The organism is Streptomyces sp. NPDC005728, assembly GCF_040630895.1.
Lineage (GTDB): Bacteria > Actinomycetota > Actinomycetes > Streptomycetales > Streptomycetaceae > Streptomyces.
The window spans coordinates 12,223-27,353 of record NZ_JBEXYL010000034.1; the positions used below are offsets into that span (position 1 = coordinate 12,223).

General features: G+C 70.4%; 15 protein-coding genes. 13 read left to right on the forward strand and 2 right to left on the reverse strand.

What is annotated here, in order from left to right:
• Nucleotides 1–103 precede the first annotated feature (103 nt).
• The 9 genes from ABZ471_RS23100 to ABZ471_RS23140 all read left to right on the forward strand — a co-directional run bounded on the left by ABZ471_RS23100 (nt 104) and on the right by ABZ471_RS23140 (nt 7,489).
• Nucleotides 104–709: a riboflavin synthase gene (locus ABZ471_RS23100; protein WP_359068675.1), complete on the forward strand. Its 606-nt coding sequence runs from the start codon at nt 104–106 to the stop codon at nt 707–709.
• Nucleotides 706–1,347 (forward strand): nicotinamide mononucleotide transporter family protein, encoded by a 642-nt coding sequence (locus tag ABZ471_RS23105; protein ID WP_359068676.1) that lies wholly within the window; start codon nt 706–708, stop codon nt 1,345–1,347. The genes ABZ471_RS23100 and ABZ471_RS23105 overlap by 4 nt, the downstream gene beginning before the upstream one ends.
• Complete coding sequence (locus ABZ471_RS23110; protein WP_359068677.1) at nt 1,344–2,678, forward strand: bifunctional 3,4-dihydroxy-2-butanone-4-phosphate synthase/GTP cyclohydrolase II; 1,335 nt, start codon at nt 1,344–1,346, stop codon at nt 2,676–2,678. Before ABZ471_RS23105 ends, ABZ471_RS23110 begins: the two co-directional genes overlap by 4 nt.
• Before the next feature lie 21 nt (nt 2,679–2,699).
• Nucleotides 2,700–3,185, forward strand: coding sequence for a 6,7-dimethyl-8-ribityllumazine synthase (gene ribH / locus ABZ471_RS23115; RefSeq protein ID WP_359068678.1), 486 nt, complete (start codon nt 2,700–2,702; stop codon nt 3,183–3,185).
• 34 nt (nt 3,186–3,219) lie between these two features.
• On the forward strand, nt 3,220–3,492 hold the full coding sequence (locus ABZ471_RS23120) for a phosphoribosyl-ATP diphosphatase (protein ID WP_031486114.1): 273 nt from the start codon (nt 3,220–3,222) through the stop codon (nt 3,490–3,492).
• Nucleotides 3,493–3,550: 58 nt separating this feature from the next.
• Nucleotides 3,551–4,399, forward strand: coding sequence for an ATP phosphoribosyltransferase (hisG, locus tag ABZ471_RS23125; RefSeq protein WP_359068679.1), 849 nt, complete (start codon nt 3,551–3,553; stop codon nt 4,397–4,399).
• A gap of 13 nt (nt 4,400–4,412) precedes the next feature.
• Nucleotides 4,413–4,868, forward strand: a complete 456-nt coding sequence (locus tag ABZ471_RS23130; protein WP_359068680.1) for a PH domain-containing protein — start codon at nt 4,413–4,415, stop codon at nt 4,866–4,868.
• A gap of 204 nt (nt 4,869–5,072) precedes the next feature.
• Nucleotides 5,073–6,407 carry a hemolysin family protein gene (locus tag ABZ471_RS23135; RefSeq protein ID WP_359068681.1) on the forward strand — a complete coding sequence of 445 codons (1,335 nt, stop codon included), beginning with the start codon at nt 5,073–5,075 and terminating at the stop codon, nt 6,405–6,407.
• Nucleotides 6,404–7,489 carry a hemolysin family protein gene (locus ABZ471_RS23140; RefSeq protein ID WP_359068682.1) on the forward strand — a complete coding sequence of 362 codons (1,086 nt, stop codon included), beginning with the start codon at nt 6,404–6,406 and terminating at the stop codon, nt 7,487–7,489. The genes ABZ471_RS23135 and ABZ471_RS23140 overlap by 4 nt, the downstream gene beginning before the upstream one ends.
• A 120-nt stretch (nt 7,490–7,609) precedes the next feature.
• Here ABZ471_RS23140 and ABZ471_RS23145 read toward each other — a convergent pair whose 3' ends face one another.
• Nucleotides 7,610–9,472 carry an AAA family ATPase gene (locus ABZ471_RS23145; RefSeq protein ID WP_359068683.1) on the reverse strand — a complete coding sequence of 621 codons (1,863 nt, stop codon included), beginning with the start codon at nt 9,470–9,472 and terminating at the stop codon, nt 7,610–7,612.
• 430 nt (nt 9,473–9,902) lie between these two features.
• Entirely contained in the window at nt 9,903–10,523 is a 621-nt protein-coding gene (locus tag ABZ471_RS23150; RefSeq protein WP_359068737.1) for a hypothetical protein, read from the reverse strand.
• Nucleotides 10,524–10,775: 252 nt separating this feature from the next.
• On the opposite strand from ABZ471_RS23150, the gene ABZ471_RS23155 reads away from it, so the two are divergent.
• From ABZ471_RS23155 to ABZ471_RS23170, 4 genes are all read left to right on the forward strand, one after another.
• Nucleotides 10,776–11,732 carry a hypothetical protein gene (locus ABZ471_RS23155; RefSeq protein ID WP_359068684.1) on the forward strand — a complete coding sequence of 319 codons (957 nt, stop codon included), beginning with the start codon at nt 10,776–10,778 and terminating at the stop codon, nt 11,730–11,732.
• 40 nt (nt 11,733–11,772) lie between these two features.
• Nucleotides 11,773–13,314 carry an amino acid permease gene (locus ABZ471_RS23160; protein WP_359068685.1) on the forward strand — a complete coding sequence of 514 codons (1,542 nt, stop codon included), beginning with the start codon at nt 11,773–11,775 and terminating at the stop codon, nt 13,312–13,314.
• A gap of 199 nt (nt 13,315–13,513) precedes the next feature.
• A complete protein-coding gene (locus tag ABZ471_RS23165; RefSeq protein ID WP_359068686.1) occupies nt 13,514–14,881 on the forward strand; it encodes a peptidase C39 family protein in 1,368 nt (455 codons plus the stop codon).
• 107 nt (nt 14,882–14,988) lie between these two features.
• Complete coding sequence (locus ABZ471_RS23170) at nt 14,989–15,129, forward strand: SCO1431 family membrane protein (RefSeq protein WP_359068687.1); 141 nt, start codon at nt 14,989–14,991, stop codon at nt 15,127–15,129.
• Nucleotides 15,130–15,131: the final 2 nt, after the last annotated feature.

A 15,131-nucleotide genomic window follows, 5' to 3' on the forward strand; every position in this document is an offset into this window, starting at 1 on the left:
CGGGTCCTTGTCGGCGTCGCACTGGGTGTGCTCACCCGTACATTCTGTCGTCCATCGACAGGCCCCGGAGTCCGTGCCCGAATGAGGCAGGAGGACCCGGGAAGTGTTCACCGGAATCGTCGAAGAGCTGGGTGAGGTCACCGCCGTCGAGAATCTCGGCGACGCCTCCCGTTTCCGGCTCCGTGGCCCCGTTGTGACCGAGGGCGCGCAGCACGGCGACTCCATCGCCGTGAACGGAGTCTGTCTCACCGTCGTGGAGCACGAGGGCGACGAGTTCACCGCCGACGTCATGGCGGAGACCCTGAACCGCTCCAGCCTCGGCGCACTCGCTGTCGGCTCCCGGGTCAACCTCGAACGCCCCACCGCCGTCGGCGCGCGCCTCGGCGGGCACATCGTGCAGGGCCATGTCGACGGCACCGGGCAGGTGCTGGCGCGCACGCCCTCCGAGAACTGGGAGATCGTGAAGATCTCGCTGCCCGCGGACCTCGCCCGCTACGTAGTGGAGAAGGGCTCCGTCACCGTCGACGGCATCAGCCTCACCGTCGTCGAAGCGGGCACGGACCACTTCACGGTCAGCCTCATCCCGACCACCCTCGACCTGACCACGCTGGGCCACAAGCAGCCCGGCGACCCGGTCAACCTCGAGGTCGACATCATCGCCAAGTACGTGGAGCGGCTGCTCGCGGCCGGTCAGGGGGCCGGCCGGTGAACTGGCTCAACTCCCAGGCCTTCACGCTGTTCGGCCAGCACATCATCTGGTCCGACATGGTCGGCAACATCCTGGGTCTCATCACGCTCGCCCTCGGCTGGCGCCGCTCCCTGTGGACGTGGCCCGTCCAGTTCCTCTCCGGCCTCGTCCTCTTCGCCGCCTTCTACGGCCACCTGACCGGCAGCGCCGGCAAGCAGACCGTCGTCATGGCCGTCGCGCTGTACGGCTGGTGGCAGTGGCAGCGCACCAAGGGCCGGTCCGGGGACGGGCACATCGTCCCCCGGTTCGCCACCTGGACCGAGCGCGGGGCGATGATCGCCGCCGCCGCCGTCGGCACGGTCGCCGTGGCCCTGCTCTTCACGGCCTACCCGACCCTCTCCTGGGACCCCTGGCCGGACGCCTACATCTTCGTCGGCACCATCGTCGCCATGTACGCCCAGGCCAAGGGCATGGTCGAGTTCTGGATCGCCTGGCTGCTCGTCGACCTCGTCGGCGTGCCCCTCAACTTCGCCAACGGCTACGCCTTCTCCGGCTTCGTCTACGTCATCTACGGCGCGCTTGTCCTGTGGGGCATGCGCGACTGGTGGCTGCGCTCCCGCCGGGGCCCGCAGCCCGTCCTGGAAGGAGCACCGGCATGACCTCGGCACCGCTGCTGTACCGCACCGACGACATCGAGGAGTTCGGGCTCGACCCGGTCGAGCAGGCCATCGCCGACATCGCGGCCGGCCGCCCGGTCGTGGTCGTGGACGACGAGGACCGGGAGAACGAGGGCGACCTCGTCATCGCCGCCGAGAAGGCGACCCCCGAGATCGTCGCCTTCATGATGAGCGAGTGCCGCGGACTCATCTGCGCGCCCATGGAGGGCGAGGAACTCGACCGGCTGCACCTGCCGCAGATGGTCGAGGACAACACCGAGTCGATGAAGACCGCGTTCACCGTCTCCGTGGACGCCTCCGCCGCCCACGGCGTGACCACCGGCATCTCGGCCGCCGACCGCGCCACCACGCTCCAGCTGCTCGCCGACGGCACCGCCGAACCCACCGAGTTCGTCCGCCCCGGCCACATCTTCCCGCTGCGCGCTAGGCCCGGCGGTGTCCTCGTCCGCAACGGCCACACCGAGGCCGCCGTCGACCTCGCCCGGCTCGCCGGGCTGCGCCCGGCCGGTGCCATCGTGGAGATCGCCGGCGAGGACGGCCGCATGCTGCGGCTGCCCAAGCTGATCCCGTTCGCCCGCAAGCACGGCCTGACGATCATCTCCATCGAGGACCTGATCGCCTACCGCCGCAACAGCGAGCCCACCGTCCGCCGCGAGGCAGAGACCCGCCTGCCCACCGCGCACGGCACCTTCACCGCCTACGGCTACCGGTCCACCGCCGGCGTCGAGCACGTCGCCCTCGTCCACGGCGAGATCGGCGACGGCGAGGACGTCCTGGTCCGCGTCCACTCCGAATGCCTCACCGGTGACGTCTTCGGCTCGCTGCGCTGCGACTGCGGCCCCCAGCTGGACACCGCCCTGGACCGCATCCAGGAGGAGGGCCGCGGAGTCGTCGTCTACCTGCGCGGACACGAGGGACGCGGCATCGGACTGCTGTCCAAGCTCCGGGCCTACGAACTCCAGGAACAGGGCCACGACACGCTCGACGCCAACCTCGAACTCGGCCTGCCCGCCGACGCCCGCGACTACGGTGCCGGTGCGCAGATCCTCGCCGACCTGGGGGTCCGCAGCGTCCGTCTGATGACCAACAACCCCGACAAGACCGAGGCGCTGCTACGCCACGGCCTGAAGGTCACCGGCCGCGAGCCGATGCCGGTCCAGGCGGGCGAGCACAATCTCCGGTACCTGCGCACCAAGCGGGACCGGATGGGACACGACCTGCCCTGGCTGGACACACCGGCCGTGGCAGCCTCAGCGGCCGCGTCCGCGACTGCTTCTGTGGCCGCGTCCGCGGCCACCTGTGGCAACCAGTAAGCGAAAGCACTTAGGAGAGACGTGAGCGGCAAGGGTGCACCGGAGCTGTCCGTACGCAATGTGAGCGACCTCAGGGTCGCCGTCATCGCGGCGCAGTGGCACGAGAAGGTGATGGACGGTCTGGTGAACGGCGCCCTGCGCGCCCTGCACGAGCTGGGGATCGACGAGCCGACCCTGATCCGGGTCCCCGGCACCTTCGAGCTCCCGGTCGCCGCCAAGGTCCTCGCGGGCCGCGGCTACGACGCGGTGGTCGCCCTCGGCGTCGTCATCCGCGGCGGCACCCCCCACTTCGACTACGTGTGCCAGGGCGTGACCCAGGGCCTGACCCAGGTCGCGGTCGAGACCGGCGTGCCCGTCGGCTTCGGCGTGCTCACCTGCGACACCGAGGAGCAGGCCCTGGACCGGGCCGGCATCGAGGGCTCCAACGAGGACAAGGGCCACGAAGCGGTGACGGCCGCGGTGGCGACCGCTGCCACGCTCCGCTCAGTATCTGAACCCTGGCACTAGAGAGACCCGCACACCGCGTAGGGTGGGGCTCACCATGTCCAAGAAGACGTTCGAGGAGCTCTTCACCGAGCTCCAGCACAAGGCCGCCAACGGCGATCCCGCCACCTCCCGCACCGCTGAGCTGGTGGGCAAGGGCGTCCATGCCATCGGCAAGAAGGTCGTCGAGGAGGCCGCCGAGGTCTGGATGGCCGCAGAGTACGAAGGCAAGGAGGCGGCCGCCGAGGAGATCTCGCAGCTGCTCTACCACGTCCAGGTGATGATGGTCGCCCGCGGGATCTCCCTGGACGACGTCTACGCCCACCTGTAAGCCGCACGCCGCAAAGAGCCGCAAGAACACTCCCCTTCACGCAAAGGAAGCCGACCTCATGCTGCGCATCGCCGTCCCCAACAAGGGTTCACTGTCCGGCCCTGCGGCGGAGATGCTGCATGAGGCCGGCTACCAGCAGCGCCGGGAGTCCAAAGAGCTGCGGATCGTGGACCCGGAGAACGAGGTCGAGTTCTTCTACCTCCGCCCCCGTGACATCGCGATCTACGTCTCGTCCGGCCGACTCGACATCGGCGTCACCGGCCGCGACCTGCTGGTCGACTCCGCCGCCGACGCCGAGGAGATCCTGCCGCTCGGCTTCGCCCGCTCCACCTTCCGCTTCGCCGCCAAGCCGGGCACCGCGAACGGCATCGAGGACCTGAAGGGCAGGACCGTCGCCACCTCCTACGAGGGGATCGTCGCCCAGCACCTCGCGGACAGCGGCATCGACGCCTCCGTCGTCCACCTCGACGGTGCCGTGGAGACCGCGATCGAGCTGGGCGTCGCCGAGGTCATCGCCGACGTCGTCGAGACCGGCACCTCGCTGCGCAACGCCGGCCTGGAGGTGTTCGGCGAGCCGATCATGAAGTCCGAGGCCGTCGTCATCCGCCGCGTGGGCGCCGACCAGGACGAGCCCAAGGTCCAGCAGTTCCTGCGCCGCCTCCAGGGTGTCCTGGTCGCCCGGACCTACGTGATGATGGACTACGACTGCCGCGTCGAGCAGCTCGAGAAGGCCGTCGGCCTGACTCCGGGCCTGGAGTCGCCGACCGTCTCCCCGCTGCACAACGAGGGCTGGGTCGCCGTCCGCGCCATGGTCCCCGCCAAGGAGGCGCAGCGGATCATGGACGACCTGTACGAGATCGGTGCCCGGGCCATCCTGACCACGGCCATCCACGCCTGCCGTCTCTGAGGGGCCCGGAGACATGTCCGACCTGCCGACCCTGCCCGTCACCTTCCGGCCGGGCCGCACCCGTGCGATCCTGCTCACCGCCGGTGTCGCGATCTTCCTGGTGATATCCGGCATCGCGATGCTGCTGGAGCACCTCGGCCCGGGGGAGCGGCTCAGCTTCGTCATCACCGGAGCACTGATCTTCTGGGTGCTCGCCCAGCTCGCCCGGGTGAAGGTCGTCGCCGACGAGTCCGGCGTCACCGTCGTCAACATCGCCGGCAAACGGCGCCTGGCCTGGGCGGAGATCCTCCAGGTGAACCTCCGTCCGGGCGACCCCTGGGTGTTCCTCGACCTCAGCGACGGCACCAGCCTGCCCGCCCTGGGCATCCAGCCCGGCATCGCCAAGCAGCACGCCATCGCCGATGCGAGGGCCCTGCGGGCGCTCGCCGAGGCCCACTCGGCGGCCTCCGAGACGGAAGATCGGGGCTGACTCGGGGCCGTCCACTCTGCCCCAGTAGGCCGTGTCTTGATTAACCTGTTGGCGGAGGCGTTTTCGCTGCGCCTCCGCCTCTGTGCGCCGTCCGGTGCACAGAGGGTTCCTGCTAACCGAGGAGTGACCCTCTCCGGCGATGGACGGATCGTCCTGTAGTACCTGCGCCGCCCCCTCCCTACGCAAGTCGGAGGCGGCGGCATCATGACCACCCCCCTGCTGCTCCTCGGAGCGGCCTTCCTGCTGATTCTCGCCAACGGCTTCTTCGTGGCGGCCGAGTTCGGCCTCGTGACGGTCGAGCGGCCGGACGCCGAGAAGGCCGCCGCCGAGGGCGACAAGCGCGCCCGTACGGTCGTGGAGTCGCTGAAGGAACTGTCCTTCCAGCTCTCCGGCACCCAGCTCGGCATCACCATCACCTCGCTCGTCGTCGGCATGCTCGCCGAACCGGCCCTGGCCGAGCTGCTGCGCGGCCCCTTCGCGGCCGTCGGCATCCCCGGAGGTGCCGTCTCCGGTGTCGCCGTGGTCGTCGGCATGCTGCTCGCCTCCGCGGTCCAGATGGTGATCGGCGAACTCGTGCCCAAGAACTGGGCGGTGTCCAGGCCGCTGCAGGTCGCGCGTTTCGTCGCGGGCCCCCAGCACCACTTCGCCCGCCTGTTCCGCCCGATGATCACCGTGCTCAACACGGTCGCCAACCGGCTGGTGCGTGCACTCGGTGTCGAGCCCACCGAGGAACTGGCCTCCGCCCGTACCCCGGGCGAACTGGTCTCCCTGGCCAGGCACTCGGCCCAGGCCGGCGCCCTGGAGCAGGACACGGCCGACCTGTTCGTGCGCACCCTGTCCCTGGGCGACCTGACCGCGCAGCACGTCATGACCCCGCGTGTGAAGGTCAGCGCGCTCCAGGACTCGGCCACCGCCGAGGACGTCGTCAACCTGACCCGCGCCACCGGCCTGTCCCGCTTCCCCGTCTACCGGGAGAAGATCGACGAGATCGTGGGCATGGCGCACCTCAAGGACGCGCTGGCGGTCCCCGTGCACGACCGGCTGCGCACTCCGGTCGGCCGTATCGCCCGCAAGGCGCTCCTCGTCCCCGAGACGCTGCCGGTCCAGCCCCTGCTCGCCCGGCTGCGCAGCGAGCAGCCCATCGCCGTCGTCGTGGACGAGTACGGCGGTACGGCGGGAGTGGTCACCCTGGAGGACATCGTCGAGGAACTCGTCGGTGAGGTCCGCGACGAGCACGACGCCAAGGACGTGCCCGAGCTGGCCGCCGCCCCGCCGGAGGACGGCAGGCCCGCCTGGGACGTCGACGGCAGCTGCCGTGTCGACATCCTCCAGCGCATAGGCCTCGACGTGCCCGAGGGGCCGTACGAGACCGTCGCCGGCCTGGTCGCCGACCTGCTCGGCCGGATCCCGGCCCCCGGTGACCGGGCCGAACTGCCCGGCTGGCGGCTCTCCGTCCGCCAGGTCGGCCACTACCGCGCCGAACGGGTCCGCCTGGTCAGGACGGTCCCGGCGGGGAACGTCATGGAGGCCGTCCGATGAGCCTCCTCCAACTGGTCTTCGCCGCACTGCTGGTCCTCGCCAACGGCTTCTTCGTCGGCGCCGAGTTCGCGCTCGTCTCCGTCCGCCGCAGCCAGATCGAACCGCTCGGCACGGCCCGGGCCCGGCAGGTGCTGTACGGCCTGGAGCGGCTGCCGCAGATGATGGCCGCAGCGCAGTTCGGCATCACCGTCTGTTCGCTGACGCTCGGCGCGGTGGCCGAGCCGACGGTGGCGCAGCTGCTGGAGCCGCTGTTCGAGGCGGTCCACCTCCCGCACGGCATGGTCCATCCGCTGGGCTATGTGATCGCCCTCGCCGCCGTGGTCTTCTTCCACCTGGTGATCGGCGAGATGGTGCCGAAGAACCTCGCGATGGCCGCCCCGGAGAAGGCCGCGCTGTGGCTGAGCCCCGGTCTGGTCGCCTTCGCCCGCCTGTGCGGGCCGATCACGGTCGCCCTCGGCGCCTGCGCCCAGGGGATCCTGCGGCTCTTCCGTGTCGAGCCGAAGGACGAGGTCGAGGCGGTCGTCACCAGCGAGCAGCTGAACCGTCTGCTGGAGGACTCCGGTCAGGCGGGCCTGCTCGATCCCGAGGAGCAGGAGCGCCTGGAGGACGCCCTGGAACTGGGCTCCCGCCCGGTGACGGACGTCCTGCTGCGGCGCGAGTCCCTGGTGACGGTGACTCCGGCGGTCACGCCGGGAGAGATCGTCAGCCTCACGGCCCGCACAGGCTACTCCCGCTTCCCGGTGGCGGCCGGTACGGGTGCGTTCATGGGCTACGTCCATGTCAAGGACGTCCTAGACGTGGAGGACTCCGACCGGGCCGTCCCCCAGCACGTCTGGCGCCCGATGACCACCCTGCGCTCGGAACTCCCCCTGGACGACGCCCTCACGGTCATGCGCCGAGCAGCGACCCACCTGGCCCAGGTGGCGGACGCCTCCGGCAAGGTGCTCGGCCTGGTCGCCCTGGAGGACGTACTGGAACTCCTGGTGGGCGAGGTCCGCGACCCGGCACACCGGCGGACACCGGAACCGAGGCTCTCCGAGCCGAGGGCAAGCGGGGAACCGGAAGAAGCCCTGGCCACGTAGCGCCGTCCCCGCCTGCGGGCGCGGGGGCCGGTCGCGCAGTGCCCCGCGCCCCTGGGGAGTCGCGGTCCCGCCGGACAGGCCCTGGCGTGCCCACCCCCGCCCGGCAGCCGCCCACCGCACTCACATGGCCGACGGACCGTGCGGCCCGCGGCCCGACAGCACTTCCCCGTAGGCCTGCATCAGATCCGGCAGCCGCAGCGTCGCAAGGTCCTCCCGCGACAGCGCACCGGGATACGCGGACAACCGCAGATCCCGGTATGCGCAGCTCTTCTCGTACAGCGTCCGCAGAAACCGCCCGTTCCCCAGCTCGTCGATCCACCCCTGATCGACCACATGCCCGGCGATGGACCGCAGCTCCTCCAGCGCCTCCACGTCCCACAGATCCCCGTTCTCCGCCGCGAGCACCTTCCCGATCTCGGTGAGCTCCAGCGGCCGGTAGGAGGGGAAGTCCACCCGGGTGGTGAAGCGGGAGGACAGCCCGGGATTCGCGGCGAGCAGCCGGTCCATGCCCTCCGGGTAGCCGGCGAGGATCACCACCAGGTGGTCCCGGTTGTCCTCGGCGCGCTTCAGCAGCACCTGCAGCGCCTCGTCCCCGTACGCGTCCCCCTTGCCGTACCCGGAGTTGGACAGCGAGTACGCCTCGTCCACGAACAGCACCCCGCCGATCGCGGAGTCGATCAGCTCGTTGGCCTTCACGGCCGTCTGCCCCAGATACTCCCCGACGAGATCGGCCCGTTGGGCCTCCACGAGATGGTCGCCGCCGAGCAGGCCCAGCGCGTAGAAGACCCGGCCCAGGATCCGGGCGACCGTGGTCTTGCCGGTCCCCGAGGGCCCGGAGAAGACGAAGTGCCGTTTCGGCGGCTGCACCGGCAGCCCCTGGCCGGCCCGCAGCCGCGCCATGTTCAACTGCGCCGACAACGCTTTGACCTGGCGCTTGACCGGCTCGAGCCCCACCATGCGCTCCAGCTCGGCGAGCGCCTCCTCGAGTAACACGGGGTCGGTCGGCCCCGCCGGCAGGAGCGAGGACGGCACACCGCTCTTCACGCGCACCGCGGGATCGGGGACCGACGGCAGCGGCCCGGTCGGCAGGTCCGGCTCCGGCAGCCGCAGATCGCGCCCCTCGCCGCCGAAGAGCGGATCGAACCCGTCCGGCCCGTCCACGGCGTCGGCACCGGCCCCGGTCAGGGTGATCGCCGCGAGGTCCGCCGCATCGTCGTACCCGTCCCCTTCGGCGATCGCGGCGAGCCGGGCCGAGGTGTCCATGAACGCCGGGTCGACCCGGTGCACCGCGCGGTACAACGGCAGTGCCGCGGCACTGCGCCCGGTCCCCTCGTGCGCTCGCGCCAGCCAGTACCGCAGCTCCTTGCGCTGCGGCTGCTCGCTGCGGCACCGCATCAGGGCCGCCGACAGCAGCGGCTCGGCCTGCCCGTACATCTCCAGCCGCACCCGGGCCATGCCCCCGAACAGGCCCGCCTCGATGCCGAGCAGGGGATCGTCGAGCAGCGGATCGGTGTGCCGGACCAACTGGTCCCAGTCCTTGACGAGATAGGCGCGGCAGGAGTGCAGAAAGCGGACCTGCGGGTCGGTGTCGACCGGGGGCAGCCCGGCGAGCGCCCGGTCCAGCTCCGGGACGTGCCGGCCGTCCAGCCAGTGCGAGGCGTGCGCCAGCAGCAGATCGCGGGGGCTCTCCAGCACCGGCTGCACCCACCAGCCCAGCCAGTACCAGGAGTTGAGGGTCCGGCGGTGCCGGGCGCGCTGCTCCCCGAAGCGGTCCCGGTGCCGGAACATCCTGAGCAGCGCGGTGGTCGTGTCCACCCGGAGCGCGTGCAGCCCGAGCCAGGCGTCGGCCATCCCCGGATCCATCCGCGCCGCGGCGCGGAACTCCTCCTCCGCCTGCGGATAGGCACCCATCGTGTAGGCGTCCACACCTCGCAGCCAGGCGAGGTCGGCCGGGGCCTCGGGGCCCTGCGTGCCGAAGTCCATCACGTCCCCCACAGACCGTGCCCCCGTTGGTTCACCGCCGGGCAGTCGCCCGGCGGCCGCCGCGGTCGAACCGCTGTGCCGCGGACCGGAGTTGCAGGTGCGCGAGGCAGCCGCTCGAAGGTCGCACCGAGGGCATCGTACCCGTGGGACGACCGCGCGCCGAAGGGTGCCGCACGGGCCGTTTGGCGAGGTGGGAGCAGACGGGGCGCACACGAAACAGTGACCGAGGGTGAGCGGATCGGTGCGCGGGGCGCCCGGAAAACGGGACGCGGGCAGAACGAAGCCCCCGATCACGGGGGAACAACCGGGGGCTTCGCGTAGGTGGGCGGCTTCGAATGGCCGCACATTGAGAACGTAAGACCTGTACGGTCCCCGGGTCAAGCGCCGTTGGAGCTCTCAAAGAAGTTCCCCCGCAAGGGTCTTCACAAGTTCAGCACATCGCGGACGATCCGTCACCGTGGGTGACATCCTGGTCCGGTCCAGGGGTGTTCGCGGGCCCCGGCAGCACCGCGTACCCCTCCGGCCTCTGGTGCACCAGGAGATCGGCATGGGGGCGCGAGGGATCGGCGGCGAAGTGCGCCCGCTCGGCCTCGACCCACCCGGCCCAGAACTCCCGCTGCTCCGCTCCGTCCCGCTGCCTGCCTCGCGCCCAGGACTCCTCCCGGGGCAGCTCCATCCACAGCAGCCGAGCCAGATACGGCCGCAGGGCCCGGCGGCCGGCGCCGACCCCCTCGATCACGACCACGGGGGCGATCGGCAGCGGCTGCGGCGGGCCGAACGTGCGGGCGCGCCAGTCGTACGGGGTGTAGTACGCGCTCTCGCCGTGGGAGAGGGGGCCGATCACCTGGGCCAGGAACCGGTCGGTCCAGCCGAAGAGCTGCTCGTGGCTGGCGATGTCGTCCAGGTGCAGCACCGGCGCCCCACCCAGCGCCGCGGCCAACCGTTCGGCGAAGGTGGACTTTCCGGAGCCGGCATGCCCGTCGACGGCGATCAGTCGCACCGGTCCCACGGACGGGGGGAGCCCGCGCAGCCGGGCGGCGAGGTCGTGAATGGCGATTCCTGAGGTGTGGTGCGGTGTGGGGTGTTTTCCGGAAACAGTCTAATAGAGGCCCATAGGCACTGGACCCGGGGGGCCCGGAAAAGTCACTTCTTGAACTACTGGCTGACTGCCGGTCAATCGAACGGATTAATATTTCCCATCCGCCGACCGATAGGTGAAACCCGGCGTTCCCGGTGGGGCGACTGCTGAGTAAAGTGCCTCCTGCGCAACTGGGACGCATCTGACGGGGACGGACAGGGGGACATGGCCGCGGAGTTATTCGAAGGGCACTATGTATGGCATCCGGCGGCCGACGACCGTGTCCTGGCGAGCGTATGCGTCGATGTGCGGGCGGGCCGTTATCGATACGCGTCGGAAGCGCTTGCCGAGACGCGTTCCGACTTCGCCCTGCGCGCCCATCGCTCGCTGGTACTGGCCTCCGAGGCCGCCGGCAGTGACCTGGTCGAACGCTGGCTGGCCGAGGAGCCGACCCCCGAGGCGGCGCTGATGTGGGCCCGGGTCGCGGTGCAACGCGCGATGCGCGCCGCCGACGCGCACGACGAGCGGGCCGAGGCGCTGGAGCGGATCGCGCTGACCGCCTGCGACCGGGCCGCCGTCATGGCTCCCGACGATCCCACGCCCTGGGTCGCCAAGCTGACCATGGCCCGGCTGCACCGGCTGCGCGACCCCGCCCCGCAGGGGCTTCTCACCGCCCCACCCGGGCCCTGGCAGCTGTTCGCCCACGTCCTGTCCCTGGATCCGTGGCACCGCGAGGGCCACCACCGCTTCCTGTCGTTCTTCTTCACGCGCTACGGCGGCTCGGTCAACGCAGCCTGGGACGTGGCCGCCTTCCTCAGCCAGCGGGCGCCCGCCGACTCCGCCCTCCGGCTGCTGCCACTGGTGGCCCTGGTGGAGAGCTACAACCCCACCCAACTGCTCGCCGACCGGGTCTGGGAGCAGCCCCAGTGGCGCTCCACCGCGCTGGCGATCTATCACAACTGGCTGCCCGCAGCGGCCGGATACCGCTTCACCCCGGTGCTCGACCTGGCCTACCTCGCGCACGCGCTGGTCATGGCCCAGCGCGAGTTCGAGGCCCGGGCGGTCTTCGCGGCGATGGGCCCGTACGCCTCGCGCATGCCCTGGAGCGCCTTCGGTGACCCCGCCGAGCAGCTCTCCCGGGCCCGGCGCGCCTGCGGCCTGCCCGTGCCGGGACCCGCCTGAACCCGTACGTGCTCTGTCCCACCGAGAGAAAGGTCGAACTGTGTCGGAACGGACATCGACTCCACGGGCGAAGGCTCGCGGGGAGGAAGACAAGGTCGTGCTCGACGACGACGCGACCCTGCATGCGATGGGTTATCCACGAAAACTAACCCGACGCTTCCAGGCATTCGACAACTTCGCTATCTCCTTCACTATCATCAATATCCTTTCGGGTATTTTCTCGTCCTTCGGATACGGAATGAACGCGGGCGGCCCCCGCATTCTCGTGTTCGGCTGGGTCGGCGTCTCCGTCATGGTGCTGTTCATCGGCGCCGCGATGGCCGAGGTCGCTTCCGCCTATCCGACGAGCGGTGCGCTGTATTTCTCGGCGGGTAAACTCGCCAAGCGGCACAAGGGTGCCTGGTCCTGGTTCACCGGCTGGCTCAACTTCGTGGGCCAGATCGGCGGTACCGCCGCCACCGGCTACGCGGCGGCCACGTTCATCCAGGCCTTCGTCGCCCTGCAGTGGTCCTCGTACCGGCCGACCGCGCACCAGACGGTCCTGATCACAGCCGTGATCATCGTGCTCCAGGGCCTCGCCAACACCTACACCGTCCAGCTCGTCGCCCTGCTGAACCGGATTTCCGTGTGGTGGCTGCTGATCGGACTCGTGGTGATCGTCAGTACACTCATAGTGATGCCCGACCATCATCAGTCGGCGTCGTTCGTGACGCATTTCGAGAACAACACCGGCTTCACGAGCGGACTTTACGGCGGCATGCTCGGTCTGCTGGTGACCAGCTGGACCTTCACCGGGTTCGACGGCAGCTTCCACATGTCCGAGGAAACGGTCCGCGCGACGGTCAACGCGCCGAAGGGCATCACGCGCGCCATCGGCTATTCGGCGATCACCGGCCTGATCCTGATGCTGGCACTGGTCTACAGCATTAGCGACTACGCCAAGGTGGCGGGCTCCTCCGCCCCGCCCGTCCAGATTCTGATCGACGGGCTCGGCCTCGGCACCGCCAAGGCGATGCTCCTCGTCGTGATCGGCGCGATGCTCTTCTGTGGTCTCGCCAATCTCACCAGCAACACCCGGCAGATCTTCGCCTTCTCCCGGGACGGCGCCATGCCCGGCTCGCGCCTGTGGCACTCGGTCTCCCCGCGCACCCGTACGCCCGTGAAGGCCGTGTGGCTCGCGGTGGCCTGCTCGCTCGCCCTGGTCGTCCCGGGCTGGTGGTCGCACACGGCGTTCACCGCCATCGTCAGCGTCAACGTGGTGGGTCTCTTCCTCGCCTACGCCGTGCCGATCTTCCTCCGGCTGCGGCTCGGCGACGCGTTCCAGCCCGGCCCCTGGCACCTGGGCCGCTGGGGCAAGCCGATCGGCTGGCTCGCGGTGATCTGGATCCTGCTCAGCAGCGTGCTGTTCATGCTGCCGCAGGCCTCGCCGATCACTGTCGATTCCTTCAACTACGCGCCGATCGCGCTGGCCGTCGTCCTGATCGTGGCCACGGTCTGGTGGTTCGCCACCGCCCGCCGCCGCTTCCAGGGCCCGGTCAGTTACGGCCGCCCCGACGAGGTCGCCGCGATGGACCTCGTCTGACCCTCACCGGCCACGGCCCCGGCGTACGGCACTGCGCCCGCGCCGGGGCCGTCCCGTGTCCGCAGGGATCACTCCAGTGGACCAGACCAATATTGGTGGCGCGCCATGCGCACAAGTGCTGGCAGGGGCATGCCGTCTCCTTCATAGTTGGCGCACAACCACACCGGACCAGCCCGGACACCTGGGGGTAACCGCGCTCATGAGCAGAGCCCAACAGCCGTCCCGCCGTACCGTTCTCACCGCCGCCGTGGTCGCCGCGGTCGCCTCAGGAGCGGTGCCCGCGGCCGCCGCACCGGCCTCCGTCGCCGACACCGACGAACCCGCCCAGGCGCCGGTCCGCCCGATCGACCACCACGCCTGGACCACGTACCGCGACTGGCGCCGCGGCACCGCGCAGGGGGTGCGGGCCGTCCCCGGTCGCCGCCCGGGTGTCGAGATCGGTGCCGCCGCCGGCCGCACCGACTACACCGACCCGCACACCGGCACCACCGCCACCTGGGAGTACGCGACCTGGACCTCACCGGTCCACCGGCTCGCCGCGCCCGCGACCGAGGCCGTCGCCTCCTGGAACGCCCGCACCCCCGACGGCACCTGGCTCCAGGTCGAACTGCAGGGCACGTACTCCGACGGCACCGACAGCCCCTGGTACGTGATGGGCCGCTGGGCGGCCGGGGACCAGGACATCAAGCGGACCTCGGTGGACGACCAGAGCGACGGCAGGAGCACGATCTGGACCGACACCTTCGCCATCGACGACGCGAGCACCGGTCTGCGCCTGGCCTCGTACCGGCTGCGCCTGACCCTCTACCGCAAGCCCGGCACCCGGCTCACCCCGACGGTCTGGCGGCTCGGTGCCATGGGCTCCGACATCCCCGACCGCTTCACCGTCCCGGCCTCCGTCCCCGGGCTCGCCGCGGAACTGGGCGTCCCGCGCTACTCGCAGGAGATCCACAAGGGCCAGTACCCCGAGTACGACAACGGCGGCGAGGCCTGGTGCAGCCCCACCTCCTCGCAGATGATCGTCGAGTACTGGGGCGGCCGCCTCACTCCCGAGCAGCTGTCCTGGGTCGATCCGTCCTACGCCGACCCGCAGGTCGACCACGCGGCCCGCTTCACCTACGACCACCAGTACCAGGGCTGCGGCAACTGGCCCTTCAACGCCGCCTACGCCGCCACGTTCAAGGACCTCCAGGGCGTGGTCACCCGGCTCGCCTCGCTGACCGAGCTGGAGAGGCTGATCGCGGCCGGCATCCCGGCCATAACGTCCCAGTCCTTCCTGAAGACCGAGCTGACCGGCGCCGGCTATGGCACCTCCGGTCACCTGATGACCGTGATCGGCTTCACCGCGGACGGCGACGTGATCGCCAACGACCCGGCCTCGGCCGACGACGCGGCGGTACGTCGGGTCTATCTGCGGCGGGAGTTCGAGAACATCTGGCTGCGCACCAAGCGGTACAACGCCTCCGGGAAGGTCGTCTCCGGCACCGGAGGGGTCTGCTACCTCTACTTCCCGGCCCACCCGAACCCGCGCCAGCGCAGGGCGCTCGAGGCGGTGGGCGTGCGCTGACCCGACCTGTGTGAGCAACGTCTCCGCCGCAAACGCCGTCGCGGGTGGCAAGGTGGACAAATGGGTGGGGGGATTCCACTCCGTACGTCCGACCTTAGTGAGAAACCATGACCGCACACCCGGCCACCGCCACCCGCGTCCGCACCGGCGGGCCCAAGGAAGACGGCCCGAAGATCCTCGAGCACGTCATGGGCTGGGTGCTCGTCGTGGTGGTCGCGATGCTCGTGACCCGGCTCGGCCTGCTCTGACC

Bases quoted from the DNA above. Each gene is read 5' to 3' on its own strand.
- ABZ471_RS23110 (WP_359068677.1), top strand. From the start codon at position 1,344: ATGACCTCGGCACCGCTGCTGTACCGCACCGACGACATCGAGGAGTTC.
- ABZ471_RS23120 (WP_031486114.1), top strand. From the start codon at position 3,220: ATGTCCAAGAAGACGTTCGAGGAGCTCTTCACCGAGCTCCAGCACAAG.
- hisG (WP_359068679.1), top strand. From the start codon at position 3,551: ATGCTGCGCATCGCCGTCCCCAACAAGGGTTCACTGTCCGGCCCTGCG.
- ABZ471_RS23130 (WP_359068680.1), top strand. From the start codon at position 4,413: ATGTCCGACCTGCCGACCCTGCCCGTCACCTTCCGGCCGGGCCGCACC.
- ABZ471_RS23135 (WP_359068681.1), top strand. From the start codon at position 5,073: ATGACCACCCCCCTGCTGCTCCTCGGAGCGGCCTTCCTGCTGATTCTC.
- ABZ471_RS23140 (WP_359068682.1), top strand. From the start codon at position 6,404: ATGAGCCTCCTCCAACTGGTCTTCGCCGCACTGCTGGTCCTCGCCAAC.
- ABZ471_RS23145 (WP_359068683.1), bottom strand. From the start codon at position 9,472: ATGGACTTCGGCACGCAGGGCCCCGAGGCCCCGGCCGACCTCGCCTGG.
- ABZ471_RS23155 (WP_359068684.1), top strand. From the start codon at position 10,776: ATGGCCGCGGAGTTATTCGAAGGGCACTATGTATGGCATCCGGCGGCC.
- ABZ471_RS23165 (WP_359068686.1), top strand. From the start codon at position 13,514: ATGAGCAGAGCCCAACAGCCGTCCCGCCGTACCGTTCTCACCGCCGCC.
- ABZ471_RS23170 (WP_359068687.1), top strand. From the start codon at position 14,989: ATGACCGCACACCCGGCCACCGCCACCCGCGTCCGCACCGGCGGGCCC.